This window comes from Nocardioides sp. AN3 (assembly GCF_054653495.1).
The window spans coordinates 449,131-473,095 of record NZ_BAAIGC010000001.1; the positions used below are offsets into that span (position 1 = coordinate 449,131).

Below are 23,965 nucleotides of genomic sequence, written 5' to 3' on the forward strand. Positions count from 1 at the left end.
GCGTCCGCTCACGCTGCCGGAAGGTGTGTCCCCCATGTCCGACGACAAGCACGGCAAGCTGGCCCGCTCGCGCAACGCGAGCCCCGAGAGCCGACCCCATGTCCGGCTCACCGAGGACGGCCGGCCGGTGCGCGAGGTGCTGTCCTACTCCCGCAGGGGCAGCCGCTTCACCGCGAGACAGGCCGGAGCCTGGGAGCGCCTCGCCGGTGACTGGGTCTTCGGCGCGGACGCCGTCGAGGGTCTGACCGGACCGCTCGACGTGACGACGTGGTTCGGCCGCGAGGCGCCGCTGTACGTCGAGATCGGCTCGGGTGTGGGGGAGACGACCGCGTCGTATGCCGCCGCCCACCCGGACGTCAACGTGCTCGCCTTCGAGGTCTGGCTCCCTGGAGCCGCTGACACGTTGGCGCGGCTCGAGGCGGCCGGCGCCACCAACGCCCGGCTCTGCACCGTCGACGCCGCCTGGTCGCTGACCGAGCTCTTCGCCCCCGGCTCGATCACCGAGCTGTGGACGCTCTTCCCGGACCCCTGGCACAAGAAGCGCCACCACAAGCGTCGCCTCGTGAGCCAGCCCTTCATCTCGACCGCGGCGTCGCGCCTCCTCGAGGGCGGCACCTGGCGGCTCGCCACCGACTGGGCGGACTACGCCGACCACATCGACGAGGCCATGGCGACCGAGCCGACCCTGGAGGGCGGCCGCGTCGAGCGCTGGGCGGATCGGCCCCTCACGAAGTTCGAGCGCCGCGGCATCGCCGAGGGCCGCGAGATCGCCGACTTCGCCTACCGCCGCATCTGACGCGGGTCGGTCTCGAGACCACTCAGCAGCCCGGGGCCGGGCTCTGGCTGACCGCCGTGAGACCCGGCGCATGACGCAGCGCACGGAGCTTTCGCTTCGCCTTGGTCGTGCGCTTGAGGCTCCAGTAGCGGGCCCAGTCGAGCTGCGTGGTGGCCGGAGCCATCTCCTGGCCGGGCGTCGAAAGCAGCGACAGGCGCAGGTGCAGCGGCTTGCCGATGAGAGCCGCTGGCCGCGACTCGCGCCTGATGACCTTGCCGTCGAGGAACCACGAGATGTGGTCCCTGCCCACCTCGACGGCCCACACCCGCCAGGCGCCGACGTGCTCGTCCTGCGTCGGATTCCACGTGTTGACGTCGAAGAGCGGGCCTACGGGAGTCGCGGGCGCCATGGCGTCGAAGCCGGGCCGCGTCACGCCGACCGTCGCAGTCCGACCGGCGGTCGCGGGGTCGTAGCCCGCCATCAGGACCGACTCCGCGGCGCAGCGGCTCGGCGACGTGCCGGAGGGCACGAGCTCGATCTTCACCTGGTAGGGCGTCAGGCCGCTGGGCGTGCGCGCCTTGCCCGACTTGCTGCGGAAGCGGACCTCCCAGCGGCCGGTCCGCCGCGACTGGTTCCAGTCGGTGACGAGGTCGCCGGCGCTCTGGTCGACCTGGAGCGTGCCATACCGGTCCGACCAGGCCGTCGGCGTGCCCGAGTAGGACCACGCCGCCGGCGGCCGGGAGCCGTCCGCCGTGATGAACTCGTGTCGGATCGCCGCCGGATACCACCCGTAGGTCGACCCTGCGTGGATCAGCTCGTAGCGGTTGCAGCCGGACGCCCGACCGCACGACGCGGACGCCGGCTCCACGCTTCCCGCGAGCGGCAGGACGAGCGCGGACGCGAGCAGGCCGACGGCGACACGGGCCGGGACACGGCGCGAGAGAAGGTCCGAGAGAAGCGAAAGGCGGCGCGGGGGCACCGCGCCACCTTAGGCGAGAGATCTGGTCGTGTCAGACGTTTCAGCAGGCTCCGGCGTACCGCTTCTGGGTCGTGGACGGTGCCTTGATCGACTTCTTGCTCTTCTTCTTCATGGTCCAGTAGCGGGCCCAGTCGAGCTGGAGCCGCGTCTTGTTCATCGCGCGGCCCTGCTGGGGCACCAGCGCGGCCTGCATCGTGTACGCCCGACCGGACAGAGCCGCCGGACGGCGCTCGGTGCGCACGACATGCGCGTCGATGAACCACGAGATGTGCGACTTGGTCACCTCGACGGCGAACTCGTGCCACTGGTCGGATCCGACCTTGCGGCCCAGCGACTGCTTGGCGGCGAAGCGCAGGTCGGGCAGCGTGTGGATGTTGAACGCCGCGGTGTGCGCCTTGGCGGGCGAGTAGTCGAGGAAGTCGATGTCCTGCGCGCCGCAGTGACGCTCTCGCTTGCTCACGGGCACGAGCGAGAGGACGACGCGGTAGTCGGCGTTCCCACGGGTCTCGCGGTCGGTGCGCATCCGCACCTCCCAGCGGCCCTCGCGGTAGCCCACGCCGGTCCACACGGTGCGGACGCCGCTCGTCTGCCCCTTCGGAGCGACGAGGGTCAGCATGCCGTTGGTCTGGTAGAGCTTGCCGGGGCCCGCCTTGTGCCAGGCGCTCGGCGCCTTGCGGCCGCCCTTGAACTCGTAGCGCTGGGCCGCGGGATACCACCCGTAGCTGGCGCCGGCGTGGACGAGCTCGAACGAGGTGCAGCCGCTCGGACGCCCACAGGGATAGGCCTCGGCGCGCGGCAGTGTCGGCGTGAAGAGGACCGCGAAGAGGCCCAGCGCGACCCCGAGAGCGGTCACAGGAATGACCAGGTGCTTGGACAACATCCGGAGACCCTAACCCGATCGTCGCAGGGGACCGATTCGGCGAGGCCGTCACGTCGGCGCGCCGGCGGCAGGCCGAATATCGTCGGCGAGGGGCAGGATCGGCGCTCAAGCCCATCGCGCGGCTATGAGACCGTAGGGCCTGTGACGCGCGTGGAGACCCCGACCCGCCAGCGGGTCGGCCTGCACCGCGCGTGGCCGATCGCGGCTGTCACGATGGCGTCCCTGATCGCCGCCGCCGGCTTCCGGTCCTCCACAGGGGCGCTGCTCGAGCCGCTCGAGCAGGACTTCGGCTGGTCCCGCGCGACGACGTCCGGGGCGGTGTCGCTCAACCTGATCGTCTACGGGCTCACGGCCCCCTTCGCGGCGGCGCTCATGGAGCGCTTCGGCGTACGCCGTGTGGTCGCCGCGTCCCTGACGCTCGTCGCCGTCGGCTCCGGACTGACGCTCGTCATGACGCAGGCGTGGCAGCTGTGGCTGCTCTGGGGCTTCGCCGTCGGCATCGGCACCGGCGCGCTCGCCCTCGTCTTCGGCGCGATCGTCGCCAACCGGTGGTTCGTCGCGCACCGCGGGGTGGTCGTCGGCGTCTTCTCGGCAGCCTCCTCGACCGGCCAGCTGATCTTCCTGCCCCTGATCGCCCACCTCGCCGACGGGCCGGGCTGGCGTTGGGCGGCCGGCCTCGTGGCGCTCTTCGCGCTCCTGCTGGTCCCCCTGGTCTGGTGTGTCCTGCGGGATTCGCCACAAGAGATCGGCACGACGCCGTACGGCGCCCCCGCCGACTGGACCCCACCGCCGGCGCCGGCACACCACCTCGGCGCCGCCCGGCTCGCCCTGGTGACGCTGCGCTCGAGCGCCCGCTCGGGCACCTTCTGGGCCCTGTTCGTGACCTTCTGGATCTGCGGCTGGTCGACCAACGGACTGATCGGCACCCACTTCATCCCCGCCGCGCACGACCACGGGATGCCCGAGACGACCAGCGCCTCGCTGCTTGCGCTGATCGGCATCTTCGACATCGTCGGCACGATCGCGAGTGGCTGGCTCACCGACCGGGTCGACCCGCGCAAGCTCCTGTTCGGCTACTACTTCCTGCGCGGTCTCTCCCTGCTGTGGGTCGACATGCTGCTCGGGCCCTCCCTGCATCCGAGCCTGTTTCTCTTCGTGCTCTTCTACGGCCTCGACTGGGTGGCGACCGTGCCGCCGACCGTGGCGCTGTGCCGCCAGCACTTCGGAATCGAGCGCTCGGGCGTCGTGTTCGGTTGGGTCTTCGCCGCTCACATGGTCGGTGCCGGCGTCGCGGCGAGCTATGCCGGATGGATCCGGCAGTCCACCGGCGACTACCTCCTCGCCTGGATCACCGCCGGCGTCCTGTGTGTCGTCGCGGCTGGCCTGTGCCTCATGATCCCGCGCCGGGCGCTCCCGTCGACGAGCGCACGATGAGCTCGACCGGGAGCACCTCGGACTCCGGAGGGGGCGCGCCGGTCAGCTCGGCGAGCACACGCTCGGCACCGCGTCGCCCCTGCTCGCGCACGGGCTGAGCGACGGTGGTGAGGTCGAAGAAGTCGGCCAGCTCGTAGTCGTCGATGCCGACCACCGAGACGTCGCCGGGGACGGAGAGGCCCAGCTTGCGCGCTGTGCGCAGCACGCCGAGCGCCATCTCGTCGGAGGCGGCGAAGATGGCGGTCGGCCTGTCCGGGAGGGTCAGGAGCCGCTGCGCCGCGGCGCCGCCTCCGGTCACGCTGAAGTCGCTGACCTCCTCGAGCACGCGATCGTGTTGCAGGCCGTGCTCGCGCAGGACGGCCCGATAGCCGGCGAGCCGCGCCGAGGGGGCCACGAAGTCGAGGGTGTCCAGCGACCCGCCGATGTAGCCGATCCGGCGGTGGCCGAGGTCCACGAGATGCGACGTCGCGAGCCGTGCGGCGGTCTCGTCGTCGATGCTCACGCTGAACAGCCCGGGAGCGGCGGCGCCGACGATGGCGACCGGCCGGCCGAGCGTCGCGAGCCTCGCCTGCTCCTGCGGGGTGGGACGCAGCCCCAGGACGAGGACGGCGTCGACCCGCTTGGAGAGCAGGCCCGTCTGGAACACGCGATGGCGCGCAGCCGGCTCGCCGGCGAGGTTGTAGAGCAGCAGGTCGTAGTCAGCCGCGCGCAGGACCTCCTCCGCACCCTGCACCACCTCGCCGAAGAACCACCGGGCGACGTGGGGGACGATGACGGCGACCGTGCGGGTCTGGCCGCTGGCCAGACCGACGGCGCTGGGGGAGGGGACGTAGCCCAGCCGCTGAGCGGCCTCGCTGATCCTCGAGCGGTTGGCCTCCGAGACGCCGCGGAGTCCGCGCAGCGCTCGCGACACGGTCGCCGTCGAGAGCGACACGTCGCGGGCCACGTCCTTGATGCTCGTCATCCTCGTGCTCCTCCCCCTATTGGGAGCGCTCCCATTCTCCCGCTAGAGTGCGACCCATGACACTGCACCTTCCGCAAGGTCCGCTGGCGTTCGGGGCCGCCACAGCGTCGTACCAGATCGAGGGAGCCACGCGCGAGGACGGACGGGGCGTGTCCATCTGGGACACCTTCGCCGCGACGCCGGGCGCCACCCGCGACGGGAAGGACGGGACCGTCGCCTGCGACTCCTACCACCGCTACGCGCAGGACGCGGCGCTCCTCGCCGACCTCGGTGTCGGCTGGTATCGCTTCTCGGTGGCCTGGCCGCGCATCCTCCCGGCGGGCACCGGCGCCGTCGAGACGCGCGGGCTCGACTACTACGACCGCCTGGTCGACGCCCTCCTGGAGCGGGGGGTCACCCCGACCGGCACGTTCTACCACTGGGACCTGCCGCAGGCGCTCGAGGACGCCGGCGGCTGGCTGTCGCGCGAGACGGCGTACGCCTTCGCCGACTACGCCGCGATCGTGCACGAGCGCCTGGGCGACCGGGTCAAGGTCTGGGCCACACTCAACGAGCCGTGGTGCTCGGCGTACCTCGGCTATGCCGCGGGCGTGCACGCGCCGGGGCGGCGCGAGGGCGGTGTGGCCCATCGCGCTGCTCACCACCTCATGCTCGCCCACGGACTGGCGGCGCGTGCCCTGCACGCGGCCGGCAGCCAGGACGTCGGCGTGGTGCTCAACCTGGCTCCGATCTGGCCCGAGCCAGGCACCGACGAGGCCCGAGCCGACGGGATCGACGCCGTCCGCAACCGCGTCTGGCTCGGGCCGCTCGTCGACGGCATGTACGACGAGGGCCTGCTGCGCATCGCCCCGGAGCTCGCCGACCCCGCGCTGGTCCGCGAGGGCGACCTCGAGCTGGTGCGCGGCAGCGCCGACTGGCTCGGCCTCAACTACTACACCCCGGTCCGGCCGGGGCCGGTCGAGCCGACGGAGGAGGGGCAGGAGCGTCACCCGGAGACGGACGCCTACCCCGGCGTCCCCGCCGTCACCTTCCACGTCCGAGACCCTCGCACCCACATCGGCTGGGAGGTCGAGCCGGCCGGGCTCGAGGAGCTGCTGCTCGACACGCACAAGCGCACCGGCCTGCCTCTCATGGTGACCGAGAACGGCGCGGCGTACGCCGACGAGCGCGTGGTCGACGGAGCGGTGGACGACCAGGACCGCATCGGCTACCTCGAGGGACACATCGCGGCCACTGAGCGCGCGCGGGAGGCCGGTGCGGACATCCGGGGCTACTTCGTGTGGACGCTGCTGGACAACTTCGAGTGGGCGGAGGGCTACACGAAGCGCTTCGGCATCGTCCACGTCGCCCCGGAGACACAGGACCGCACGCCGAAGGCGTCCTACCGGTGGCTCCAGCGGCGGCTCCGCGCCTGAGAGGTCCCGTCGTCTCACGGCATCCGTGACACGGCCCCCGGGGCTCGCCGCTGGCGAGCGCCGGGGGCCGCTGTCATGCCGCTCCGAGCCGGACGTGGCTCAGCCCTTCACGGACCCGGCCAGCAGACCGCGGACGAAGAACCGCTGCAGCGACAAGAAGACGATGAGCGGGATCACCAGAGAGACGAACGCACCCGCGGAGAGCAGATACCAGTCGGCGCCGCGGGTGCCGGACAGGTTGGCCAGCGCGACGGTGAGAGGCGAGATGTCCAGGCTGCCACCGCCGAAGACGAGCGCGACCAGCAGGTCGTTCCACACCCAGAGGAACTGGAGAATGGCGAACGCCGCGATGGCCGGCATCATCAGCGGCAGGATCAACCGGGTGAAGATCTGGACGTGCCCGGCGCCGTCGACCTTGGCGGACTCCACCAGCTCACCCGGGATCTCGAGCATGAAGTTGTGCAGCAGGTAGATCGCGAGCGGCAGGGCGAACGCGGCGTGCGAGAGCCAGATCGTGTAGAACCCGCCACCGGGCGCGTCGTTGCCGGCCAGCCCCAGCTTCACGTAGAGCCGCAGCAGCGGGATCATCGTCACCTGGATCGGCACGATCTGCAGGGCGAAGATCAGGATGAAGATCGTGTTCTTCAGCGGGAACCGCATCCAGGCGAAGGCGTACGCCGCCATCGTCGCGATGCTGATCGGGATGACGACCGCGGGGATGGTGATGACGATCGAGTTCACGAAGAAGTCGGTCAGGCTGTACTCCGAGCCCCCGCTCAGGACCGCCTTGTAGTTGTCCAGCGTGAAGGACGGGTTGGTGACGACCGTCCACCAGCCCGAGGTGTTGATGTCGTTCTCCGGCCGGAAGGACGTGACGAGGAGGCCCGCGGTCGGGATCGTCCACAGGACCGCGATGAGGAGCGCGGCCATGGAGGCCCACCGGTTGCTGAGATCCTTGCGGCTGGACTCGGCTGCCGCCTCGATCTTCTCGAGTGGGACGTCGATGACGGTCATTTCCGGGGTCCCCTCGAAGTTGTGGCCGGAGGGAGCGCAGCGAGTGGAGGGCAGAACTTCGTGGGGTGGATCATCGTGCCACCTTCCTCATCTGACGGACGTTGTAGATGACCACCGGCAGCACCAGCGCGAAGATCAGGACCGCGAGCGCGGCGCCGAGGCCGCGGTTGGCGGACCGGAAGCTCTGCACGTAGAACTCATAGGCCAGGACGCTGGTCTTGAAGTTGCCGCCCGTGGTGGTGCGGACGATGTCGAAGACCTTGAGCGTGACGATCGTGATGGCGGTCAGCACGACGATCAGCGTCGGCCGGATGCTCGGCACGGTGATGTAGCGGAACATCTTGAAGCCGCCGACCCCGTCGAGCCGTGCCGCCTCCACGATGTCGGTCGGGATCGCCTTGATCGAGGCCGAGAGCACCACGGTGGCGAAGCCCGCCTGGACCCAGACGAGGATGATGATCAGGAAGAACGTGTTGCCGGGCGGGTTCAGGAGCCAGTGGTGGCGGCCGAGCCCGAGCGCGTCCGTGACCGCGTTGAGGATGCCCACGTTGTCGTCGTAGACGAACTTCCAGATCAGCGACGCGCCGACCAGCGAGATCGCCATCGGAAGGAAGATGAGGGCCTTCGCGGCCTTCTCGAAGCGGGACCGGTCGACGAGCACTGCGTAGACGAGCCCGACGAAGGTCGCCAGGATCGGCGTGATGATCACCCACAGCGCGGTGTTGACGAGGACCCTGATGAGGTCGGAGTCGGTGAAGATCGTCCGGTAGTTGTCGAGCCCGACCCACAGCTTGTCGAAGTTGTTGCGGAACGACAGCCGGATGGTCGAGACCGCCGGGAAGAGCAGGCCGACGCCGAGCAGGACGAAGGTCGGCAGGAGGAACGCCGCGGACTGGACGAGCTCACCGACTCGGGACCGCAGCTTGGACGTCAGCAGCAGGATCACGGCCACCACGGCGAAGAACAGGGCGACGATGATCACCGCCTGGATCAGCTTCTCGCCTGTCGACATGTGCCCTCCCAAGGACGAGGAGATGGGACGAGCCGGCGAGGCGCCGGCGGAGGTCTCAGGGCAGCCGGGCCGGCGTGGGCCGGCCCGGCTGCTCGGAGGTGGGTCAGCTCTTCGGCCAGGACTTCTCGATGTTGTCGAGGGTCGTCTTGGTGTCCTGCCCGGTGATCCAGGCCACCATCTGCTTCCAGAAGCTGTTCGCGCCCACGGCGGCCGGCATCGCGTCCGAGCCGTCGAAGCGGAACACCGCGTTCGGGTCAGCGAGGATCTGGGCCGACAGCTTGTCGATGGGGCTGACCAGGTTGTTCGGGTCGAGGCCCTTGTTGGCGCTCACCCAGCCGCCGCCCGGGGTGGCCTTGGCCTTCTCGTTGGCCCAGACGTCGCTGGAGAGGTAGGTCTGGAAGGCGACGGTCGCGGGGTTGGAGTTGAAGGCGGCGACGAACTCGCCACCACCGAGGACGGGCTTGCCCTTGCTCGGGTCGACCGGCGGCAGGTAGAAGGCGAAGACGTCTCCGTCCTCGGCGACCTTGGTGCCGGTCGGCCAGTTGGCGGCGTAGAACGACGCCTGGCGGTGCATCGCGCACTTCCCCTTGAGGATCGGCAGGCCACCCTGCTGGAACGCCGTGGTCGCGATCGACTTGACGTCGCCGATGCCGCCGTTGACGTACTTCGGGTTCTTCAGGATCGCGCCGACCTTGTCGAGGGCGTCGGCGACCTGCGGGTCGTTGAACGGGATCCCGTGGCTGACCCACTTGTCGTAGACGTCGGCGCCCGCGGTGCGCAGCAGCATGTCCTCGAGCCAGTCGGTGCCCGGCCAGCCGGTGGCCTCGCCGGACTCGAAGCCGGCGCACCACGGCTTGATCCCCTTGGCGGCGATCTGGTCGGACAGCTTCATCAGGTCGTCCCAGGTCTGCGGGACGGTCCAGCCGTTGTCCTTGAACATCTTGGGGGAGTACCAGACGAAGGACTTCACGTTCGCGCCGAGCGGCGCCGCGTAGAGCTTGCCGTCGACGGTGCCATAGCCCTTCCAGTCCTTGCTCCAGAACTTGTCGACGTTGTCGGCGACGCCCTTCGGAGCCTCCTTGACGGTCCCGGTCTGGGTGACCAGCGTGTTGAGCAGGCCCGGCTGCGGGATGTAGGCGATGTCGGGCAGGTTGCCGCTCTGGGCCCGGACGAGGATCTGGGCCTCCATCTCCTTGGAGCCCTCGTACTGCACGGTGGCGCCGGTGCAGTCGGTGAAGAGCTTGTAGCTGTCCTTCTGGGCCTTGTCCTCGGGAGCCACGATCGTGGTGTAGACGTGGACCTTCTTGCCGGTCAGGTCGCCGAACTGGGTCAGCTGCGCGCACTCGGCCTTGCCTTCGCCGGGCGACTTGCCGCTGGCCTTGTTGCTGCCGCCGTCGCTGCCGCCGCAGCCGGCCAGCACGAGGCCCGCGGTCACCAGGGCAGCCGTGGCGGCCATGCCCCGTCGTGCGTTGCGTGATCGGATCACGTCGTCTTCCTCTCCTCTGTGTGAGAGCACGGCGACGGACGGGGTGAGTCCGACGCCGTTGTCCTCCTCCATGGGTGATGCAAGCGCTTACGCATAGGCATGGTCAACCATTCGCGATAACGGTTGCGTAACGTGGGTCACATTAGGTGGGAACGCTCCCACTGTCGAGCACCAGCGCGCCCTTCGTTCCGATCTGCACCACCTCGCGTTCTGGCTGGGCCTCGCGGCGGCGGTCAGCCATGCACCGACGTACGACGCCGTTCGGTTGCTGGCTCACCGCCGGGCGAATGGCATGATGAGGAGGCCGGGTCGGCGGCGGTCCGTCGCCTACCTGACCGGTCTGCGTCCCGCGGCCGGGGCGACGGTGCCGGGTCGATTTGGCCGTTGCTCGCAGATCTGACAAGATTCTCGGGTTGCTCCGGCGGGTCGCCGGGGTGCGGCACATCTTGACTACTGAATCGCGTCTCCCGGGCCCCGGCCCGGTCGTGTTCGGTGATCGCCGTGCGTCCGCACCGAACCTGGAGACCCGATCAGCCTGGCGAACCGCCAGGTGCCACCGAACAACCGAGCAGGCAGATCCCGCCGATGGTGGGTCGTGCGCGAAGCGAGACTCGCGACACGCCCGACCGCGGGGGTCGGAGCCGGCCGGGGGTGGTGGGCAGCAGGGCGGGACCGACTCAAACCCGAGGACGCCCCGGAACGCACGCGGCAACGCTGACCAGAAGGACGAGAGAGACAGATGGCGGGACAGAAGATCCGCATCAGGCTCAAGGCCTATGACCACGAGGTGATCGACACCTCGGCGCGCAAGATCGTGGACACGGTCACCCGCACGGGTGCCAAGGTCGCCGGCCCGGTGCCGCTGCCGACCGAGAAGAACGTGTACTGCGTCATCCGCTCGCCCCACAAGTACAAGGACTCCCGCGAGCACTTCGAGATGCGCACCCACAAGCGCCTCATCGACATCATCGACCCCACCCCGAAGACCGTCGACTCGCTGATGCGCCTGGACCTGCCGGCCGGTGTCGACATCGAGATCAAGCTCTGAGGTTGCCCAAGATGACTTTCGAACGCAACGTGAAGGGTCTGCTGGGCACCAAGCTCGGCATGACCCAGGTCTGGGACGAGAACAACCGCGTCGTCCCCGTGACCGTCGTCGCCGCTGCGACCAACGTCGTCACGCAGATCCGCCAGCCCGAGACCGACGGCTACAACGCCATCCAGGTCGGGTTCGGTGAGATCGCGGGCCGCAAGGTCACCAAGCCGGTCGCCGGCCAGTTCGCCAAGGCCGGCACCACGCCGCGCAAGCACCTCGTCGAGATCCGCACCGCCGACGCGGCGTCGTACACCGTGGGCCAGGAGCTGGCGGTCGACACCTTCGCCGCCGGCGAGGTCATCGACGTGACCGGCACCAGCAAGGGCAAGGGCTTCGCCGGCACGATGAAGCGTCACGGCTTCGCCGGCGTCTCGGCCTCGCACGGCGCCCACCGCAACCACCGCAAGCCGGGCTCGATCGGCGCGTGCGCCACCCCGGGTCGCGTGTTCAAGGGCGTCCGCATGGCCGGCCACATGGGCACCGACACCGTCACCACCCAGAACCTCACCGTGCACGCTGTCGATGCGGAGAAGGGCCTCATCCTCCTCAAGGGCGCCGTTCCCGGCCCCAAGGGTGGCCTGCTCGTCCTTCGCTCCGCCGCGAAGAGGACGGAGAACTGACCATGGCTCTCACCACTGTCAAGGTCGACCTGCCCGCCGAGATCTTCGACGTTGCCGTCAACGTCCCGCTGATCCACCAGGTCGTCGTCGCGCAGCAGGCCGCCGCGCGCCAGGGCACCCACGCCACCAAGACCCGCGGCGAGGTCCGCGGCGGTGGCCGCAAGCCCTACAAGCAGAAGGGCACCGGCCGCGCCCGCCAGGGCTCGACCCGCGCGCCGCAGTTCGCCGGCGGTGGCGTCGTCCACGGTCCGCAGCCGCGTGACTACAGTCAGCGCACCCCCAAGAAGATGAAGGCCGCCGCCCTGCGCGGGGCCCTCTCCGACCGGGCCCAGAACGGCCGCGTCCACGTGGTCGAGGGCTTCGGCCTGGGGGAGAAGCCGTCGACCAAGGACGCGCTCGCCGGTCTGCGCACGCTGACCGACCGCAGCAAGTACCTGGTGGTCCTCGAGCGCGCCGACGTCGTCACCTGGCTCTCGCTGCGCAACGCCCCCGAGGTGCACATCGTGGCGGTCGACCAGCTCAACACCTACGACGTGCTGGCCAGCGACGACGTGGTCTTCACCAAGGGCGCGTACGACAGCCTGGTGAACGCCGCGGGCGCCAAGACGAACGCCGAGGAGGCTGCCAAGTGAGCACCCTGCACAAGGACCACCGCGACATCCTGCTCGCGCCGGTCGTGTCCGAGAAGAGCTACGGCCTCCTCGACCAGAACAAGTACACGTTCCTGGTGCGCACGGACGCCAACAAGACCGAGATCAAGATCGCCGTTGAGAAGGTCTTCAACGTCAAGGTCACCTCGGTCAACACGATCAACCGACCGGGCAAGACGCGCCGTACCCGCAATGGGCTCGGCAAGCGCAAGGACACCAAGCGCGCCATCGTCAGCCTGGCCGACGGTCACCGCATCGACATCTTCGGAGGTCCGGTCTCCTGACCGGGCTGATTAAGGACTGAAGAGACATGGCTATCCGCAAGTACAAGCCGACCACCCCGGGCCGCCGCGGCGCCTCGGTGGCCGACTTCGTCGAGATCACCCGGACCACGCCGGAGAAGTCGCTGACGCGTCCGCTGCCCAAGACGGGCGGCCGCAACAACCAGGGCCGGATCACCACCCGGCACAAGGGTGGCGGTCACAAGCGTGCCTACCGCATCGTCGACTTCAAGCGCTACGACAAGGACGGCGTGCCGGCCAAGGTCGCTCACATCGAGTACGACCCGAACCGCACCGCCCGGATCGCGCTGCTGCACTACGCCGACGGCGAGAAGCGCTACATCCTCGCGCCGAAGGACCTCAAGCAGGGCACCGTGGTCGAGTCGGGCCCGACGGCCGACATCAAGACCGGCAACAACCTGCCGCTGCGCAACATCCCGGTCGGCACGACGATCCACGCCGTGGAGCTGCGGCCGGGCGGCGGGGCGAAGATCGCCCGCTCCGCCGGCATCAGCGCCCAGCTGGTCGCCCGTGAGGGCAGCCGTGCCACGCTGCGCATGCCGTCCGGCGAGATGCGCTACGTCGACGTGCGCTGCCGCGCGACGGTCGGCGAGGTCGGCAACGCCGAGCAGTCGAACATCAACTGGGGCAAGGCCGGCCGCATGCGCTGGAAGGGCGTGCGCCCGACCGTCCGTGGTGTCGTCATGAACCCGGTCGACCACCCGCACGGTGGTGGTGAGGGCAAGACCTCCGGTGGTCGCCACCCGGTCTCGCCGTGGGGGAAGCCCGAGGGTCGCACGCGCAAGCGCAAGGCCAGCGACTCCCAGATCATCCGTCGCCGCAAGTCCGGCAAGAACAAGCGCTGACCAGGAGATAGAGCCAGATGCCTCGCAGCCTGAAGAAGGGGCCCTTCGTCGACGACCACCTGCAGAAGAAGGTGGACGCCGAGAACGAGAAGGGCTCGCACAACGTCATCAAGACCTGGTCGCGCCGTTCGATGATCGTGCCGTCGATGATCGGCCACACGATCGCCGTCCACGACGGCCGCAAGCACGTCCCGGTCTTCGTGTCCGACTCCATGGTCGGCCACAAGCTGGGCGAGTTCGCCCCGACCCGCACGTACAAGGGTCACGTGAAGGAAGACCGGAAGGGTCGCCGCCGCTGAGGCGGGGGCTCCTTTCGACCTAGGAACTGGAGAGAACGAGCTATGAGCGTTACCGAGCGCCGGCGCGTCAGCGCCCGTCGCGAGTCGCTGCTCGGCGACCAGCCGGGTGCCTTCGCGAGTGCCCGCTACGTGCGGATCACCCCGCTGAAGGCGCGCCGGGTCGTCGACCTGGTCCGCGGCCTGCCCGTCGACGACGCGCTGTCCCTGCTGGCCTTCGCGCCGCAGGCCGCCTCGGAGACCGTCTACAAGGTGCTGGAGAGCGCCATCGCCAACGCCGAGACCACTGAGGGTCTCGACCGCGGCGACCTGGTCGTCTCCGTGGCCCAGGTGGACGAGGGTCCGACCATGAAGCGCTGGCGTCCGCGTGCCCAGGGCCGTGCGACCCGCATCAACAAGCGCACGAGCCACATCACGCTGGTCGTCCAGCCGGCCGATGTCCTCAAGGCCAAGAAGGGTGGCAAGTAAGTCATGGGCCAGAAGATCAACCCGAACGGCTTCCGCCTCGGCATCTCGACCGACCACAAGTCGCGTTGGTACGCCGACAAGCTGTACAAGTCCTACGTCGGCGAGGACGTCGCCATCCGCAAGCTGCTCAGCAAGGGCATGGAGCGGGCCGGCATCGCCAAGGTCGAGATCGAGCGCACGCGTGACCGCGTCCGGGTGGACATCCACACCGCGCGTCCCGGCATCGTCATCGGCCGCCGCGGCGCCGAGGCCGACCGCATCCGCGGCGAGCTCGAGAAGCTCACCGGCAAGCAGGTCCAGCTGAACATCCTCGAGGTCAAGAACCCCGAGGTCGACGCCCAGCTGGTCGCCCAGGGTGTGGCCGAGCAGCTCAGCGGTCGCGTGCAGTTCCGTCGCGCGATGCGCAAGGCGATGCAGACCACGATGCGCTCGGGTGCCAAGGGCATCCGGATCCAGTGCTCGGGCCGGCTCAACGGCGCCGAGATGTCGCGCACCGAGTTCTACCGCGAGGGCCGCGTCCCGCTGCACACGCTGCGCGCCGACATCGACTACGGCTTCTACGAGGCCCGCACGACCTTCGGCCGCATCGGCGTGAAGGTCTGGATCTACAAGGGCGAGGTCGCCGGCACCCGTGCCGAGCGTCAGGCCCAGCAGGCCGCCCGCGCCGGTGTCCCCGGTCGTGGTGGCCGTCCGACCCGTGGTGGCGAGCGTCCGAGCCGTGGCTCGCGCGGCGGCCGTGGCGGCGACGCCCCTGCTGCGACCGAGGCTCCTGCCGGTGGCGACACCGCGCTGGCCTCGACGCCCGCCACCCCCGCGCAGACCCAGGAGGGCTGACCCATGCTGATGCCCCGTCGCGTCAAGCACCGCAAGCAGCACCACCCCACGCGGAGCGGTGCGGCCAAGGGTGGCACGAAGCTCGCGTTCGGCGACTTCGGCATCCAGGCGATCGAGGGTCACTACGTGACCAACCGTCAGATCGAGTCGGCCCGTATCGCCATGACCCGCCACATCAAGCGTGGCGGCAAGGTGTGGATCAACATCTACCCGGACCGCCCGCTCACCAAGAAGCCCGCCGAGACCCGCATGGGCTCCGGCAAGGGCTCGCCCGAGTGGTGGATCGCCAACGTCAAGCCGGGCCGCGTCATGTTCGAGCTCTCCGGCGTGCCGGAGGAGGTGGCCCGCGAGGCGATGCGCCGCGCGATCCACAAGCTGCCCATGAAGTGCCGTTTCATCACCCGAGAGGCCGGTGAGTTCTGATGAGCAACGCCACCAAGGCGCACGAGCTCGACGACCTCAACGACGTCGACCTCGAGGCGAAGCTGCGCGAGGCCAAGGAGGAGCTGTTCAACCTCCGCTTCCAGGCGGCCACCGGCCAGCTGGAGAGCCACGGCCGTCTCCGCACCGTCAAGAAGGACATCGCCCGGATCTACACCGTGGTGCGTGAGCGCGAGCTCGGCATCAGGGTCGCCCCGGGTGCGAGCAACGCCAACAGCACCGAGGAGGCCTGACCATGGCTGCACAGTCTGAGGTGGAGACCACCGAGCGCAACCGCCGCAAGGTCCGCGAGGGCCTCGTCGTGAGCGACAAGATGGACAAGACCATCGTCGTCGAGGTCGAGGACCGCGTGAAGCACCCGCTCTACGGCAAGGTCATGCGGCGCACGAGCAAGCTCAAGGCCCACGACGAGCAGAACACCGCCGGCATCGGCGACCGCGTCCTCCTCATGGAGACCCGGCCGCTGAGCGCCACGAAGCGGTGGCGCCTCGTCGAGGTCCTCGAAAAGGCCAAGTGACACAGGCCCCGCGAGGGGTCGCCATTTTGACCATCTGTGCTGGTGCCGGGGAGACTAGACCGTTCCCCGGCACTTGCGCGGAACAACCTACGGAGTTCGGCCAGGCTCATCCGCCCCGCAGCGGCTGAGAACCAGCTCGACAAGGAGAAGTAATGATCCAGCAGGAGTCGCGACTCAAGGTCGCCGACAACACGGGTGCCAAGGAGATCCTCTGCATCCGCGTTCTCGGTGGCTCTGGGCGTCGCTACGCCGGCATCGGTGATGTCATCGTCGCCACCGTCAAGGACGCGATCCCGGGTGGCAACGTGAAGAAGGGTGACGTCGTCAAGGCCGTCGTCGTGCGCACGGTGAAGGAGCGTCGTCGTCCCGACGGCTCCTACATCCGCTTCGACGAGAACGCCGCCGTCATCCTCAAGAACGACGGCGAGCCGCGAGGCACCCGCATCTTCGGCCCCGTCGGCCGCGAGCTGCGCGAGAAGAAGTTCATGAAGATCATCTCGCTGGCTCCGGAGGTGCTGTGATGGCGAAGAGCTTCAACATCAAGAAGGGCGACACCGTCAAGGTGATCGCCGGCAAGGACAAGGGCGCCGAGGGCAAGGTCATCCGCGTCCTGCGTGACGAGGACCGCGTCGTCGTCGAGGGCGTCAACCTGGTCAAGCGGCACACCAAGGTCCAGGACCAGGGCGGCCGCGCCGGCACGACCGGCGGCATCGTCACCACCGAGGCCCCGATCCACGTGTCGAACGTGATGCTGCTCGAGGACGGGCAGACGGTCCGCGTCGGCTTCCGCCGCGACTCGGTGACCAAGCGTCGCCCGGACGGCTCGACGTACGCGGCCGAGCGCAGCGTCCGCATCTCGCGCAAGACCGGCAAGGAGATCTGAGATGACCGAGACCCTCCCCTCAGAGACGACTCCCCGCACGCAGCCGCGTCTGAAGACCCGCTACCGCGAGGAGATCGCTCCCGCGCTGCAGCAGCAGTTCGAGATCGCCAACGTCATGCAGATCCCCGGTCTGGTCAAGATCGTGGTCAACATGGGTGTCGGCGAGGCGGCTCGTGACTCCAAGCTCATCGAGGGCGCGGTCCGCGACCTGACCGCGATCACCGGCCAGAAGCCGCTCGTCACCAAGGCCCGCAAGTCGATCGCGCAGTTCAAGCTGCGCGAGGGCATGCCGATCGGTGCGCACACCACGCTGCGCGGCGACCGCATGTGGGAGTTCCTCGACCGGCTCCTGTCGCTCGCGCTCCCGCGCATCCGCGACTTCCGCGGTCTCAACGGCAACCAGTTCGACGGCCGTGGCAACTACACCTTCGGTCTCACCGAGCAGGTCATGTTCCACGAGATCGACCAGGACAGGATCGACCGGTCGCGAGGCATGGACATCACCATCGTGACCACTGCCACCAACGACGACCAGGGTCGGGCGCTGCTGAAGGCCCTCGGCTTCCCGTTCAAGGAGAACTGACATGGCGAAGACCGCGCTCAAGGTCAAGGCCGCGCGCAAGCCGAAGTACGCCGTCCGCGCCTACACCCGCTGCCAGCGCTGTGGCCGCCCGAAGGCCGTGTTCCGCAAGTTCGGCCTGTGCCGGATCTGCCTGCGGGAGATGGCCCACCGCGGCGAGCTCCCCGGCGTGACCAAGTCCAGCTGGTAATCACCTCGACCCGTTGAAGGTCGCCTCACTCGTGAGTGGGGCGAAACCGCTTCGAGAAAGAACACATCATGACGATGACTGACCCGATCGCAGACATGCTCACGCGTCTGCGCAACGCCAACCAGGCGTACCACGACTCGGTCTCGATGCCTCACAGCAAGATCAAGGCTGGAGTCGCGGAGATCCTCAAGCAGGAGGGCTACATCACCTCCTTCGAGGTGAAGGACAACCTCGCTGCCGACGGCACCCCCGCCGTGGGCAAGACGCTGACCATCACCCTCAAGTACGGCCGCAGCCGCGAGCGTTCGATCGCCGGCGTGCGCCGCATCAGCAAGCCCGGTCTCCGGGTGTACGCCAAGCACACGGGTCTGCCCCGCGTGCTGGGTGGCCTCGGCATCGCGATCATCTCGACGAGCCAGGGCCTGCTGACCGACCGTCAGGCCAACCAGAAGGGCGTGGGTGGGGAAGTCCTCGCCTACGTCTGGTGATCAGGGAAGGAGAGAAGAACATGTCGCGTATTGGCAAGCTCCCCGTCCTGGTTCCCAGCGGCGTCGACGTCTCGATCGAGGGCCAGGCGGTCACGGTCAAGGGGCCGAAGGGCACCCTGTCGCACGTGGTCGCCGCCCCGATCACCGTCGAGAAGGGTGACGACGGCGTCCTCGACGTCAAGCGCCCCGACGACGAGCGTCAGTCGAAGTCGCTCCACGGCCTGTCCCGCACGCTCATCAACAACATGGTGATCGGCGTGACCGAGGGCTACGAGAAGAAGCTCGAGATCGTCGGCGTCGGCTACCGCGTCCTGTCCAAGGGCCCGACGCAGCTGGAGTTCCAGCTCGGCTACAGCCACCCGATCATCTTCGACGCACCCGAGGGCATCACCTTCACCGTCGATGGCCCGACCAGGCTCGGCGTCGTCGGCATCGACAAGCAGCAGGTCGGTGAGGTCGCGGCCAACATCCGCAAGCTGCGCAAGCCCGAGCCGTACAAGGGCAAGGGCGTTCGCTACGCCGGCGAGAACGTCCGCCGCAAGGTCGGAAAGGCTGGTAAGTGACGATGGCCATCTCGCTGTCCAACAACAAGCACACCGCTGCCAAGGTCAAGGCGCGCCTCAAGCGTCAGGTCCGCGGCCGCAAGAAGGTCAACGGGACTGCCGAGCGTCCGCGCCTGGTCGTCACCAAGTCGGCCCGGCACATGATCGCCCAGGTCGTCGACGACACCGTCGGCAAGACGCTGGTCTCGGCGTCCACCCTCGAGGCGGACTTGCGCGCCGGCGAAGGGGCGAAGACCGACAAGGCCAAGGCCGTCGGCCAGCTGGTCGCCGAGCGCGCCAAGGCGGCGGGGATCGAGGGCGTGGTCTTCGACCGCGCCGGCAACAAGTACACCGGCCGCATCGCGGCCCTGGCTGACGGCGCCCGCGAGGGCGGCCTGCAGTTCTGATCGCGACAGCTAGCTAGAGGAAGAGGAAAGTCTCATGAGCGGAGCCCAGCGCGGATCGCGTGGTGGCGAGCGCCGTGGACGCGACGATCGTCGCGGCCAGGCTGCTGAGAAGACCGCCTACATCGAGCGCGTCGTCGCGATCAACCGAGTCGCCAAGGTCGTGAAGGGTGGTCGTCGCTTCAGCTTCACCGCCCTCGTGATCGTGGGTGACGGCGAGGGTCTCGTCGGCGTCGGCTACGGCAAGGCGAAGGAAGTCCCGGCGGCGATCGCCAAGGGTGTCGAGGAGGCGAAGAAGCACTTCTTCCGCGTCCCCCGCATCCAGGGCACGATCCCGCACCCGGTGCAGGGCGAGAAGGCCGCGGGCGTCGTGCTCCTGCGTCCGGCAGCCCCCGGTACCGGTGTCATCGCCGGCGGCCCGGTGCGTGCCGTCCTCGAGTGCGCGGGCATCCACGACGTGCTGAGCAAGTCGCTCGGCTCGTCCAACCAGATCAACATCGTCCACGCGACGGTCGAGGCGCTGCGTCAGCTCGAGCAGCCCGAGTCGGTGGCGGCCCGTCGCGGCCTCCCCGTCGAGGATGTCGCCCCGGCCGCTCTGCTCAAGGCGCGCGAGGAGGCTGCGGCCACCGCCGCCGCCCCGGCGGAGGTGTCGGCCTGATGGCACAGCTCAAGGTTCGCCAGAACAAGGGCCTCGTCGGACTGAAGCAGAACCAGCGCGACACGCTGCGCTCGCTGGGGCTCAAGCGGATCGGCGACGTGGTCGTCAAGGAGGACCGCCCGGAGATCCGGGGGATGGTCCACACCGTCCGTCACCTGGTGACGGTCGAGGAGGTCGACTGACATGACGCTCAAGCTGCACAACCTGGCTCCCGCCCCGGGGGCCAAGAAGGCCAAGACCCGCGTGGGTCGCGGAGAGGGCTCGAAGGGCAAGACCGCGGGGCGCGGCACGAAGGGCACCAAGGCGCGCTACCAGGTTCCGGTGGCGTTCGAGGGTGGCCAGATGCCGATCCACATGCGGCTCCCGAAGCTCAAGGGCTTCAAGAACCCGTTCAAGGTCGAGTTCCAGGTCGTGAACCTGGACAAGATCAGCGAGCTGTTCCCCGAGGGTGGCACCGTCACCGTGGCCGACCTGGTCGCGAAGGGCGCCGTCCGCAAGGGCCAGCCCGTGAAGGTCCTCGGCAACGGTGAGCTGACGGTGAAGGTCGACGTCACCGCCGACAAGTTCTCCGCCTCGGCGAAGGCCGCGATCGAGAACGCCGGTGGCAGCGTCACCGAGTCCTGAGGTCCGCACCTCGGCTGAGCACACGCGGTCAGGGTCGCCCACCGGCGACCCTGACCGCGTTCGTGGTTCAGCGCCCCTGTTAGGCTTCGCGGGGCTGGCGGCCGGGCTCGGTCGGCACCCGCTCCCATCTGGTTGTGTGAGAAGAGGGATCTACTCGTGCTAGGCGCGTTCGCGAACGCATTCCGGACACCGGATCTGCGTCGCAAGCTGCTGTTCGTCCTGATGATCATCGTGATCTTCCGGGCGGGCTCACAGATCCCGGCCCCTGGCGTGAACGTCGCCAACGTCCAGGACTGCATCAACCTGACCAAGAACGGCTCGGGCGCCGGGCTGTACAACATGGTCAACCTGTTCTCAGGCGGAGCGCTGCTCCAGCTGACGATCTTCGCCCTCGGGATCATGCCCTACATCACGGCGAGCATCATCCTGCAGCTCCTCGTGGTCGTGATCCCACGGCTGGAGGCCCTCAAGAACGAGGGCCAGTCCGGCCAGGCGAAGATCACGCAGTACACGCGCTACCTGACGCTCGGCCTCGCGCTCCTGCAGGCGACCGGGATCGTCGCGCTGGCCCGCTCGGGCAACCTGCTGCAGTGCAACCAGAACCTGCTCTACAGCGACAGCACCGGCACGTTCCTCGTCATGGTCGTCACGATGACCGCCGGCACCGCGGTGATCATGTGGCTCGGTGAGCTCATCACCGAGCGCGGGATCGGCAACGGCATGTCGATCCTGATCTTCACCCAGGTCATCGCGACCTTCCCGGCGACGCTGTGGGCGGTGCGCCAGCAGCACGGCTGGCCGACGTTCGCCGTGGTGCTCGCGATCGGACTGGCGCTCGTCGCGGCGGTCATCTTCATCGAGCAGGCCCAGCGGCGCATCCCTGTTCAGTACGCGCGACGCATGGTCGGCCGCAAGATGTTCGGCGGCTCGTCGACCTACATCCCGCTCAAGGTCAACCAGGCCGGCGTCATCCCCGTCATCTTCGCCAGCTCGCTGCTCTACCTGCCCGCGATGGCGGCGCAGTTCAACCAGAACAGCGGCGCGGCGTGGGTCGACTGGATCAACACCTACTTCGTGCGCGGAGACCACCCGCTCTACATGGCGGCGTTCTTCCTGCTCATCGTCTTCTTCACCTACTTCTACGTCTCCATCACCTTCAACCCGAAGGAGGTGGCGGACAACATGAAGAAGTACGGCGGCTTCATCCCCGGGATCCGGGCGGGCAAGCCGACCGAGGACTACCTGTCCTACGTCCTTTCCCGCATCACGCTGCCCGGCTCGCTCTACCTCGGCCTGATCGCGCTGATCCCGCTGATCGCGCTCGCGCTGATCAACGCGAACAACAACTTCCCGTTCGGCGGCACGTCCATCCTCATCATGGTCGGCGTCGCTCTCGACACGGTGAAGCAGATCGAGAGCCAGCTGCAGCAGCGCAACTACGAAGGATTCCTGCGTTGAGGTTGATCATCATGGGCCCGCCCGGGGCCGGCAAAGGCACCCAGGCGAGGTTCATCGCCGAGCACTTCGGCATCCCCGCCATCTCCACCGGGGACATCTTCCGCGCGAACGTCTCCCAGGGCACGCCGCTGGGCATCGAGGCGAAGCGCTACATGGACGCCGGGGAGTATGTCCCGGACGAGATCACCAACCGGATGGTCCGCAACCGGATCGACGAGCCCGACGCCGCGCAGGGCTTCCTCCTCGACGGCTACCCGCGCACGGTCGCGCAGGTCGAGGAGCTCGACGGGATGATCAAGTTCACCGGGCACCAGCTCGACGCCGTCCTGAGCCTCGTAGTCGACAAGGACGAGGTCGTCGCGCGGCTCCTGCAGCGCGCCCAGATCGAGGGCCGCGCCGATGACACCGAGGACGTCATCCGTCGCCGGCAGGAGGTCTACCTCGAGCAGACCGAGCCGCTGATCTCGGTCTACAAGGGTCGCGGCATCCTCATCGAGGTCGACGGTCTGGGCGAGGTGGAGGACGTCACCAAGCGGGTCTTCGACGCCCTGGACGTGGTTCCCGAGTCCTGACCCGCCAGGAGACGTGAGGTGGGGCTCTTCGAGCGTGTCGAGATCAAGACCCCGACGCAGATCGACCGGATGCGGCAGGCGGGGCTGGTGGTCGGCCGCACCCTCGAGCTGCTGCGGACGTCGGTCCGCGCCGGCGTGACGACCGCCGAGCTCGACGCGATCGCGGAGGACTCGATCCGCTCGGCCGGAGCGACTCCGTCGTTCCTCGGCTACCAGGGCTTCCCCGCGTCCATCTGCGCGTCCGTCAACGACGAGGTCGTGCACGGCATCCCCGACGGCCGCGTGCTGGCCGAGGGCGACCTCGTCTCGATCGACTGCGGCGCGATCGTGATGGACGAGTCAGGTCGCGGCTGGCACGGCGATGCGGCGATCACCGTCGCCATCGGAGAAGTCTCCGATGAGCTGACCACCCTGATGGCGGTCACCGAGGAGGCCATGTGGCGCGGCATCGCGGCTGCCCGGCTCGGGGGTCGCGTCAGCGACATCTCCCACGCGGTCGAGGGGCACGTGCGCGGTGCAGGGCGCTACGGCATCCTCGAGGACTACACGGGGCACGGCATCGGCTCGGAGATGCACCAGGCGCCCGACGTGCCGAACTACGGACGGCGCGGCAAGGGCACCAAGCTCGTCGAGGGCCTGGCGCTCGCCGTCGAGCCGATGGTGACGCTGGGCACGAAGGAGACCGACCTCCTCGACGACGACTGGACCGTCGTGACGACCGACGGCAGCTGGGCCGCACACTTCGAGCACACGTTCACCCTGACCCCCGAGGGCACGTGGGTCCTCACCGCGCTCGACGGCGGCCGCGCGAAGCTCGCGGAGCTCGGCGTGCCCTACGGCGGGCGGGACTGAGCGGCTCCCGCGGCCCGGTGGCCCGGGTCGTCACGGTCGTGGGGGAGCGCCACGACCTCGCGTCGCTGTCGACGGCCGAGCGCGCTCGTCACGACCGGCTCGTCGACGCCCGCGACAGGGCGGCGTACGTCGCCGCACACGTCCTCGTGCGCGCGTGCGTCGCGACGCTGACCGGCACGCCCGTCTCGGAGGTGGAGGTCGCCCAGCGGTGCGCCCGCTGTGGCGGCGCCGACCACGGGCCGCCGTACGTCGTCGGTCGCCCCGACCTCCATGTGAGCCTCAGTCACGCGCGCGGGGTCGCGGCGGCCGTCGCCGACCACGCCCCCTGCGGGATCGACGTCGAGACCGTCGCGCGCGAGGTCGCCTGGCACACCCTCGGCCCTCTCGAGGCTGAGTGGATCCGCGCCCAAGGCGACCCGGCGGCTGCCTTCACGCGCCTCTGGGTCCGCAAGGAGGCCCTCGTGAAGGCCGGCGTGGTCGACCTCGACCGTGTGGGGGAGATCGACGTCGTCGGCGAGGATGCCCCGGCGTCGTCGTACGGACTGTTCCGGCTGACCGACGGCCTCGTCCACGCCGTCGACGGCGCCGGGCCTGCCGGCCGGGCCGGTCCGGCGGCCGTCTGGGCGTCCGCGACGCGCGCGCCCGCGTGAGGCCGCGGCCGCTCGACCACCAGCCATCGAGCCGGA

At 69.1% G+C, this 23,965-nt stretch carries 34 protein-coding genes; 28 read left to right on the forward strand and 6 right to left on the reverse strand.

What is annotated here, in order from left to right; all coding sequences use genetic code 11:
- Positions 1–34 precede the first annotated feature (34 nt).
- Positions 35–796 (forward strand): tRNA (guanine(46)-N(7))-methyltransferase TrmB, encoded by a 762-nt coding sequence (gene trmB, locus ACYQ1K_RS02065; protein WP_459980929.1) that lies wholly within the window; start codon positions 35–37, stop codon positions 794–796.
- A 22-nt stretch (positions 797–818) separates the two neighbouring features.
- On the opposite strand, the gene ACYQ1K_RS02070 is transcribed toward trmB, so the two are convergent.
- Together ACYQ1K_RS02070 and ACYQ1K_RS02075 are read right to left on the reverse strand one after the other, a co-directional pair.
- Complete coding sequence (locus ACYQ1K_RS02070; protein ID WP_459980931.1) at positions 819–1,754, reverse strand: hypothetical protein; 936 nt, start codon at positions 1,752–1,754, stop codon at positions 819–821.
- A gap of 40 nt (positions 1,755–1,794) precedes the next feature.
- Positions 1,795–2,634, reverse strand: coding sequence for a glycoside hydrolase family 16 protein (locus ACYQ1K_RS02075; protein WP_459980933.1), 840 nt, complete (start codon positions 2,632–2,634; stop codon positions 1,795–1,797).
- Between the two features lie 141 nt (positions 2,635–2,775).
- Between ACYQ1K_RS02075 and ACYQ1K_RS02080 the strand changes: the two genes are divergently transcribed.
- Complete coding sequence (locus ACYQ1K_RS02080) at positions 2,776–4,068, forward strand: MFS transporter (RefSeq protein WP_459980935.1); 1,293 nt, start codon at positions 2,776–2,778, stop codon at positions 4,066–4,068.
- Here the strand turns inward: ACYQ1K_RS02080 and ACYQ1K_RS02085 are convergent.
- A complete protein-coding gene (locus ACYQ1K_RS02085; RefSeq protein ID WP_459980937.1) occupies positions 4,025–5,032 on the reverse strand; it encodes a LacI family DNA-binding transcriptional regulator in 1,008 nt (335 codons plus the stop codon). The two genes, ACYQ1K_RS02080 and ACYQ1K_RS02085, sit on opposite strands and share 44 nt — an antisense overlap.
- Before the next feature lie 56 nt (positions 5,033–5,088).
- On the opposite strand from ACYQ1K_RS02085, the gene ACYQ1K_RS02090 reads away from it, so the two are divergent.
- Positions 5,089–6,447 (forward strand): GH1 family beta-glucosidase, encoded by a 1,359-nt coding sequence (locus ACYQ1K_RS02090; RefSeq protein ID WP_459980939.1) that lies wholly within the window; start codon positions 5,089–5,091, stop codon positions 6,445–6,447.
- A 99-nt stretch (positions 6,448–6,546) separates the two neighbouring features.
- Here ACYQ1K_RS02090 and ACYQ1K_RS02095 read toward each other — a convergent pair whose 3' ends face one another.
- The 3 genes from ACYQ1K_RS02095 to ACYQ1K_RS02105 all read right to left on the reverse strand — a co-directional run bounded on the left by ACYQ1K_RS02095 (position 6,547) and on the right by ACYQ1K_RS02105 (position 9,959).
- Positions 6,547–7,461 (reverse strand): carbohydrate ABC transporter permease, encoded by a 915-nt coding sequence (locus tag ACYQ1K_RS02095; protein ID WP_459980941.1) that lies wholly within the window; start codon positions 7,459–7,461, stop codon positions 6,547–6,549.
- 70 nt (positions 7,462–7,531) lie between these two features.
- A complete protein-coding gene (locus ACYQ1K_RS02100) occupies positions 7,532–8,473 on the reverse strand; it encodes a carbohydrate ABC transporter permease (RefSeq protein ID WP_459980943.1) in 942 nt (313 codons plus the stop codon).
- Positions 8,474–8,576: 103 nt separating this feature from the next.
- A complete protein-coding gene (locus tag ACYQ1K_RS02105; RefSeq protein ID WP_459980945.1) occupies positions 8,577–9,959 on the reverse strand; it encodes an ABC transporter substrate-binding protein in 1,383 nt (460 codons plus the stop codon).
- Between the two features lie 739 nt (positions 9,960–10,698).
- Between ACYQ1K_RS02105 and rpsJ the strand changes: the two genes are divergently transcribed.
- From rpsJ to ACYQ1K_RS02230, 25 genes are all read left to right on the forward strand, one after another.
- A complete protein-coding gene (gene rpsJ, locus ACYQ1K_RS02110; RefSeq protein ID WP_008360994.1) occupies positions 10,699–11,007 on the forward strand; it encodes a 30S ribosomal protein S10 in 309 nt (102 codons plus the stop codon).
- Positions 11,008–11,018: 11 nt separating this feature from the next.
- A complete protein-coding gene (gene rplC, locus ACYQ1K_RS02115; protein WP_459980947.1) occupies positions 11,019–11,675 on the forward strand; it encodes a 50S ribosomal protein L3 in 657 nt (218 codons plus the stop codon).
- Positions 11,676–11,677: 2 nt separating this feature from the next.
- Entirely contained in the window at positions 11,678–12,307 is a 630-nt protein-coding gene (rplD, locus tag ACYQ1K_RS02120; protein WP_459980949.1) for a 50S ribosomal protein L4, read from the forward strand.
- Positions 12,304–12,609, forward strand: a complete 306-nt coding sequence (gene rplW, locus ACYQ1K_RS02125) for a 50S ribosomal protein L23 (protein WP_459980950.1) — start codon at positions 12,304–12,306, stop codon at positions 12,607–12,609. The genes rplD and rplW overlap by 4 nt, the downstream gene beginning before the upstream one ends.
- A 26-nt stretch (positions 12,610–12,635) precedes the next feature.
- Complete coding sequence (rplB, locus tag ACYQ1K_RS02130; RefSeq protein WP_459980952.1) at positions 12,636–13,472, forward strand: 50S ribosomal protein L2; 837 nt, start codon at positions 12,636–12,638, stop codon at positions 13,470–13,472.
- A gap of 17 nt (positions 13,473–13,489) precedes the next feature.
- Positions 13,490–13,771, forward strand: a complete 282-nt coding sequence (gene rpsS / locus ACYQ1K_RS02135; RefSeq protein ID WP_192679450.1) for a 30S ribosomal protein S19 — start codon at positions 13,490–13,492, stop codon at positions 13,769–13,771.
- A gap of 42 nt (positions 13,772–13,813) precedes the next feature.
- The gene (gene rplV / locus ACYQ1K_RS02140; RefSeq protein WP_459980956.1) at positions 13,814–14,236 is read left to right on the forward strand and encodes a 50S ribosomal protein L22; all 423 of its coding nucleotides are present in this window, start codon (positions 13,814–13,816) and stop codon (positions 14,234–14,236) included.
- Between the two features lie 3 nt (positions 14,237–14,239).
- Positions 14,240–15,070 carry a 30S ribosomal protein S3 gene (gene rpsC, locus ACYQ1K_RS02145; protein WP_459980958.1) on the forward strand — a complete coding sequence of 277 codons (831 nt, stop codon included), beginning with the start codon at positions 14,240–14,242 and terminating at the stop codon, positions 15,068–15,070.
- A 3-nt stretch (positions 15,071–15,073) separates the two neighbouring features.
- On the forward strand, positions 15,074–15,493 hold the full coding sequence (gene rplP / locus ACYQ1K_RS02150; RefSeq protein WP_459980960.1) for a 50S ribosomal protein L16: 420 nt from the start codon (positions 15,074–15,076) through the stop codon (positions 15,491–15,493).
- A complete protein-coding gene (gene rpmC, locus ACYQ1K_RS02155) occupies positions 15,493–15,744 on the forward strand; it encodes a 50S ribosomal protein L29 (protein ID WP_459980963.1) in 252 nt (83 codons plus the stop codon). Before rplP ends, rpmC begins: the two co-directional genes overlap by 1 nt.
- Positions 15,745–15,746: 2 nt before the next feature.
- Positions 15,747–16,028 carry a 30S ribosomal protein S17 gene (rpsQ, locus tag ACYQ1K_RS02160; protein WP_459980966.1) on the forward strand — a complete coding sequence of 94 codons (282 nt, stop codon included), beginning with the start codon at positions 15,747–15,749 and terminating at the stop codon, positions 16,026–16,028.
- 152 nt (positions 16,029–16,180) lie between these two features.
- Entirely contained in the window at positions 16,181–16,549 is a 369-nt protein-coding gene (gene rplN, locus ACYQ1K_RS02165; RefSeq protein WP_011757324.1) for a 50S ribosomal protein L14, read from the forward strand.
- The gene (gene rplX / locus ACYQ1K_RS02170) at positions 16,549–16,911 is read left to right on the forward strand and encodes a 50S ribosomal protein L24 (RefSeq protein WP_459980969.1); all 363 of its coding nucleotides are present in this window, start codon (positions 16,549–16,551) and stop codon (positions 16,909–16,911) included. The genes rplN and rplX overlap by 1 nt, the downstream gene beginning before the upstream one ends.
- A 1-nt stretch (position 16,912) precedes the next feature.
- Entirely contained in the window at positions 16,913–17,494 is a 582-nt protein-coding gene (gene rplE, locus ACYQ1K_RS02175) for a 50S ribosomal protein L5 (RefSeq protein ID WP_459980972.1), read from the forward strand.
- 1 nt (position 17,495) lies between these two features.
- On the forward strand, positions 17,496–17,681 hold the full coding sequence (locus tag ACYQ1K_RS02180) for a type Z 30S ribosomal protein S14 (protein WP_008361020.1): 186 nt from the start codon (positions 17,496–17,498) through the stop codon (positions 17,679–17,681).
- 68 nt (positions 17,682–17,749) lie between these two features.
- The gene (rpsH, locus tag ACYQ1K_RS02185; protein WP_459980976.1) at positions 17,750–18,169 is read left to right on the forward strand and encodes a 30S ribosomal protein S8; all 420 of its coding nucleotides are present in this window, start codon (positions 17,750–17,752) and stop codon (positions 18,167–18,169) included.
- Positions 18,170–18,189: 20 nt separating this feature from the next.
- Entirely contained in the window at positions 18,190–18,732 is a 543-nt protein-coding gene (gene rplF / locus ACYQ1K_RS02190) for a 50S ribosomal protein L6 (RefSeq protein ID WP_459981175.1), read from the forward strand.
- A gap of 2 nt (positions 18,733–18,734) precedes the next feature.
- The gene (rplR, locus tag ACYQ1K_RS02195; RefSeq protein ID WP_459981178.1) at positions 18,735–19,118 is read left to right on the forward strand and encodes a 50S ribosomal protein L18; all 384 of its coding nucleotides are present in this window, start codon (positions 18,735–18,737) and stop codon (positions 19,116–19,118) included.
- A 34-nt stretch (positions 19,119–19,152) separates the two neighbouring features.
- On the forward strand, positions 19,153–19,773 hold the full coding sequence (gene rpsE / locus ACYQ1K_RS02200; protein ID WP_459980978.1) for a 30S ribosomal protein S5: 621 nt from the start codon (positions 19,153–19,155) through the stop codon (positions 19,771–19,773).
- The gene (gene rpmD, locus ACYQ1K_RS02205) at positions 19,773–19,955 is read left to right on the forward strand and encodes a 50S ribosomal protein L30 (RefSeq protein WP_091125777.1); all 183 of its coding nucleotides are present in this window, start codon (positions 19,773–19,775) and stop codon (positions 19,953–19,955) included. Before rpsE ends, rpmD begins: the two co-directional genes overlap by 1 nt.
- A gap of 1 nt (position 19,956) precedes the next feature.
- Positions 19,957–20,397 (forward strand): 50S ribosomal protein L15, encoded by a 441-nt coding sequence (gene rplO, locus ACYQ1K_RS02210; RefSeq protein ID WP_459980982.1) that lies wholly within the window; start codon positions 19,957–19,959, stop codon positions 20,395–20,397.
- A 156-nt stretch (positions 20,398–20,553) separates the two neighbouring features.
- Positions 20,554–21,855, forward strand: a complete 1,302-nt coding sequence (secY, locus tag ACYQ1K_RS02215) for a preprotein translocase subunit SecY (RefSeq protein WP_459980984.1) — start codon at positions 20,554–20,556, stop codon at positions 21,853–21,855.
- The gene (locus ACYQ1K_RS02220; RefSeq protein WP_459980987.1) at positions 21,852–22,427 is read left to right on the forward strand and encodes an adenylate kinase; all 576 of its coding nucleotides are present in this window, start codon (positions 21,852–21,854) and stop codon (positions 22,425–22,427) included. Before secY ends, ACYQ1K_RS02220 begins: the two co-directional genes overlap by 4 nt.
- A gap of 18 nt (positions 22,428–22,445) precedes the next feature.
- Entirely contained in the window at positions 22,446–23,279 is an 834-nt protein-coding gene (gene map, locus ACYQ1K_RS02225; RefSeq protein ID WP_459980989.1) for a type I methionyl aminopeptidase, read from the forward strand.
- 17 nt (positions 23,280–23,296) lie between these two features.
- Positions 23,297–23,929: a 4'-phosphopantetheinyl transferase family protein gene (locus ACYQ1K_RS02230; protein ID WP_459980991.1), complete on the forward strand. Its 633-nt coding sequence runs from the start codon at positions 23,297–23,299 to the stop codon at positions 23,927–23,929.
- The last annotated feature ends 36 nt before the right edge of the window (positions 23,930–23,965 follow it).

Excerpts from the sequence above, each read along its gene's own strand:
- ACYQ1K_RS02085 (WP_459980937.1), bottom strand. The coding sequence starts at position 5,032 with ATGACGAGCATCAAGGACGTGGCCCGCGACGTGTCGCTCTCGACGGCG.
- rplO (WP_459980982.1), top strand. The coding sequence starts at position 19,957 with ATGACGCTCAAGCTGCACAACCTGGCTCCCGCCCCGGGGGCCAAGAAG.
- rpsQ (WP_459980966.1), top strand. The coding sequence starts at position 15,747 with ATGGCTGCACAGTCTGAGGTGGAGACCACCGAGCGCAACCGCCGCAAG.
- rplC (WP_459980947.1), top strand. The coding sequence starts at position 11,019 with ATGACTTTCGAACGCAACGTGAAGGGTCTGCTGGGCACCAAGCTCGGC.
- rplV (WP_459980956.1), top strand. The coding sequence starts at position 13,814 with ATGAGCGTTACCGAGCGCCGGCGCGTCAGCGCCCGTCGCGAGTCGCTG.
- ACYQ1K_RS02075 (WP_459980933.1), bottom strand. The coding sequence starts at position 2,634 with ATGTTGTCCAAGCACCTGGTCATTCCTGTGACCGCTCTCGGGGTCGCG.
- rpsS (WP_192679450.1), top strand. The coding sequence starts at position 13,490 with ATGCCTCGCAGCCTGAAGAAGGGGCCCTTCGTCGACGACCACCTGCAG.
- rplE (WP_459980972.1), top strand. The coding sequence starts at position 16,913 with ATGACCGAGACCCTCCCCTCAGAGACGACTCCCCGCACGCAGCCGCGT.
- ACYQ1K_RS02100 (WP_459980943.1), bottom strand. The coding sequence starts at position 8,473 with ATGTCGACAGGCGAGAAGCTGATCCAGGCGGTGATCATCGTCGCCCTG.
- rplB (WP_459980952.1), top strand. The coding sequence starts at position 12,636 with ATGGCTATCCGCAAGTACAAGCCGACCACCCCGGGCCGCCGCGGCGCC.
- ACYQ1K_RS02180 (WP_008361020.1), top strand. The coding sequence starts at position 17,496 with ATGGCGAAGACCGCGCTCAAGGTCAAGGCCGCGCGCAAGCCGAAGTAC.
- rplP (WP_459980960.1), top strand. The coding sequence starts at position 15,074 with ATGCTGATGCCCCGTCGCGTCAAGCACCGCAAGCAGCACCACCCCACG.
- rplR (WP_459981178.1), top strand. The coding sequence starts at position 18,735 with ATGGCCATCTCGCTGTCCAACAACAAGCACACCGCTGCCAAGGTCAAG.
- rpsJ (WP_008360994.1), top strand. The coding sequence starts at position 10,699 with ATGGCGGGACAGAAGATCCGCATCAGGCTCAAGGCCTATGACCACGAG.
- rplF (WP_459981175.1), top strand. The coding sequence starts at position 18,190 with ATGTCGCGTATTGGCAAGCTCCCCGTCCTGGTTCCCAGCGGCGTCGAC.
- rplX (WP_459980969.1), top strand. The coding sequence starts at position 16,549 with ATGGCGAAGAGCTTCAACATCAAGAAGGGCGACACCGTCAAGGTGATC.
- ACYQ1K_RS02095 (WP_459980941.1), bottom strand. The coding sequence starts at position 7,461 with ATGACCGTCATCGACGTCCCACTCGAGAAGATCGAGGCGGCAGCCGAG.
- ACYQ1K_RS02090 (WP_459980939.1), top strand. The coding sequence starts at position 5,089 with ATGACACTGCACCTTCCGCAAGGTCCGCTGGCGTTCGGGGCCGCCACA.
- rpmC (WP_459980963.1), top strand. The coding sequence starts at position 15,493 with ATGAGCAACGCCACCAAGGCGCACGAGCTCGACGACCTCAACGACGTC.
- rplD (WP_459980949.1), top strand. The coding sequence starts at position 11,678 with ATGGCTCTCACCACTGTCAAGGTCGACCTGCCCGCCGAGATCTTCGAC.
- trmB (WP_459980929.1), top strand. The coding sequence starts at position 35 with ATGTCCGACGACAAGCACGGCAAGCTGGCCCGCTCGCGCAACGCGAGC.
- rpsC (WP_459980958.1), top strand. The coding sequence starts at position 14,240 with ATGGGCCAGAAGATCAACCCGAACGGCTTCCGCCTCGGCATCTCGACC.
- rpsH (WP_459980976.1), top strand. The coding sequence starts at position 17,750 with ATGACGATGACTGACCCGATCGCAGACATGCTCACGCGTCTGCGCAAC.
- rpmD (WP_091125777.1), top strand. The coding sequence starts at position 19,773 with ATGGCACAGCTCAAGGTTCGCCAGAACAAGGGCCTCGTCGGACTGAAG.
- rpsE (WP_459980978.1), top strand. The coding sequence starts at position 19,153 with ATGAGCGGAGCCCAGCGCGGATCGCGTGGTGGCGAGCGCCGTGGACGC.
- rplN (WP_011757324.1), top strand. The coding sequence starts at position 16,181 with ATGATCCAGCAGGAGTCGCGACTCAAGGTCGCCGACAACACGGGTGCC.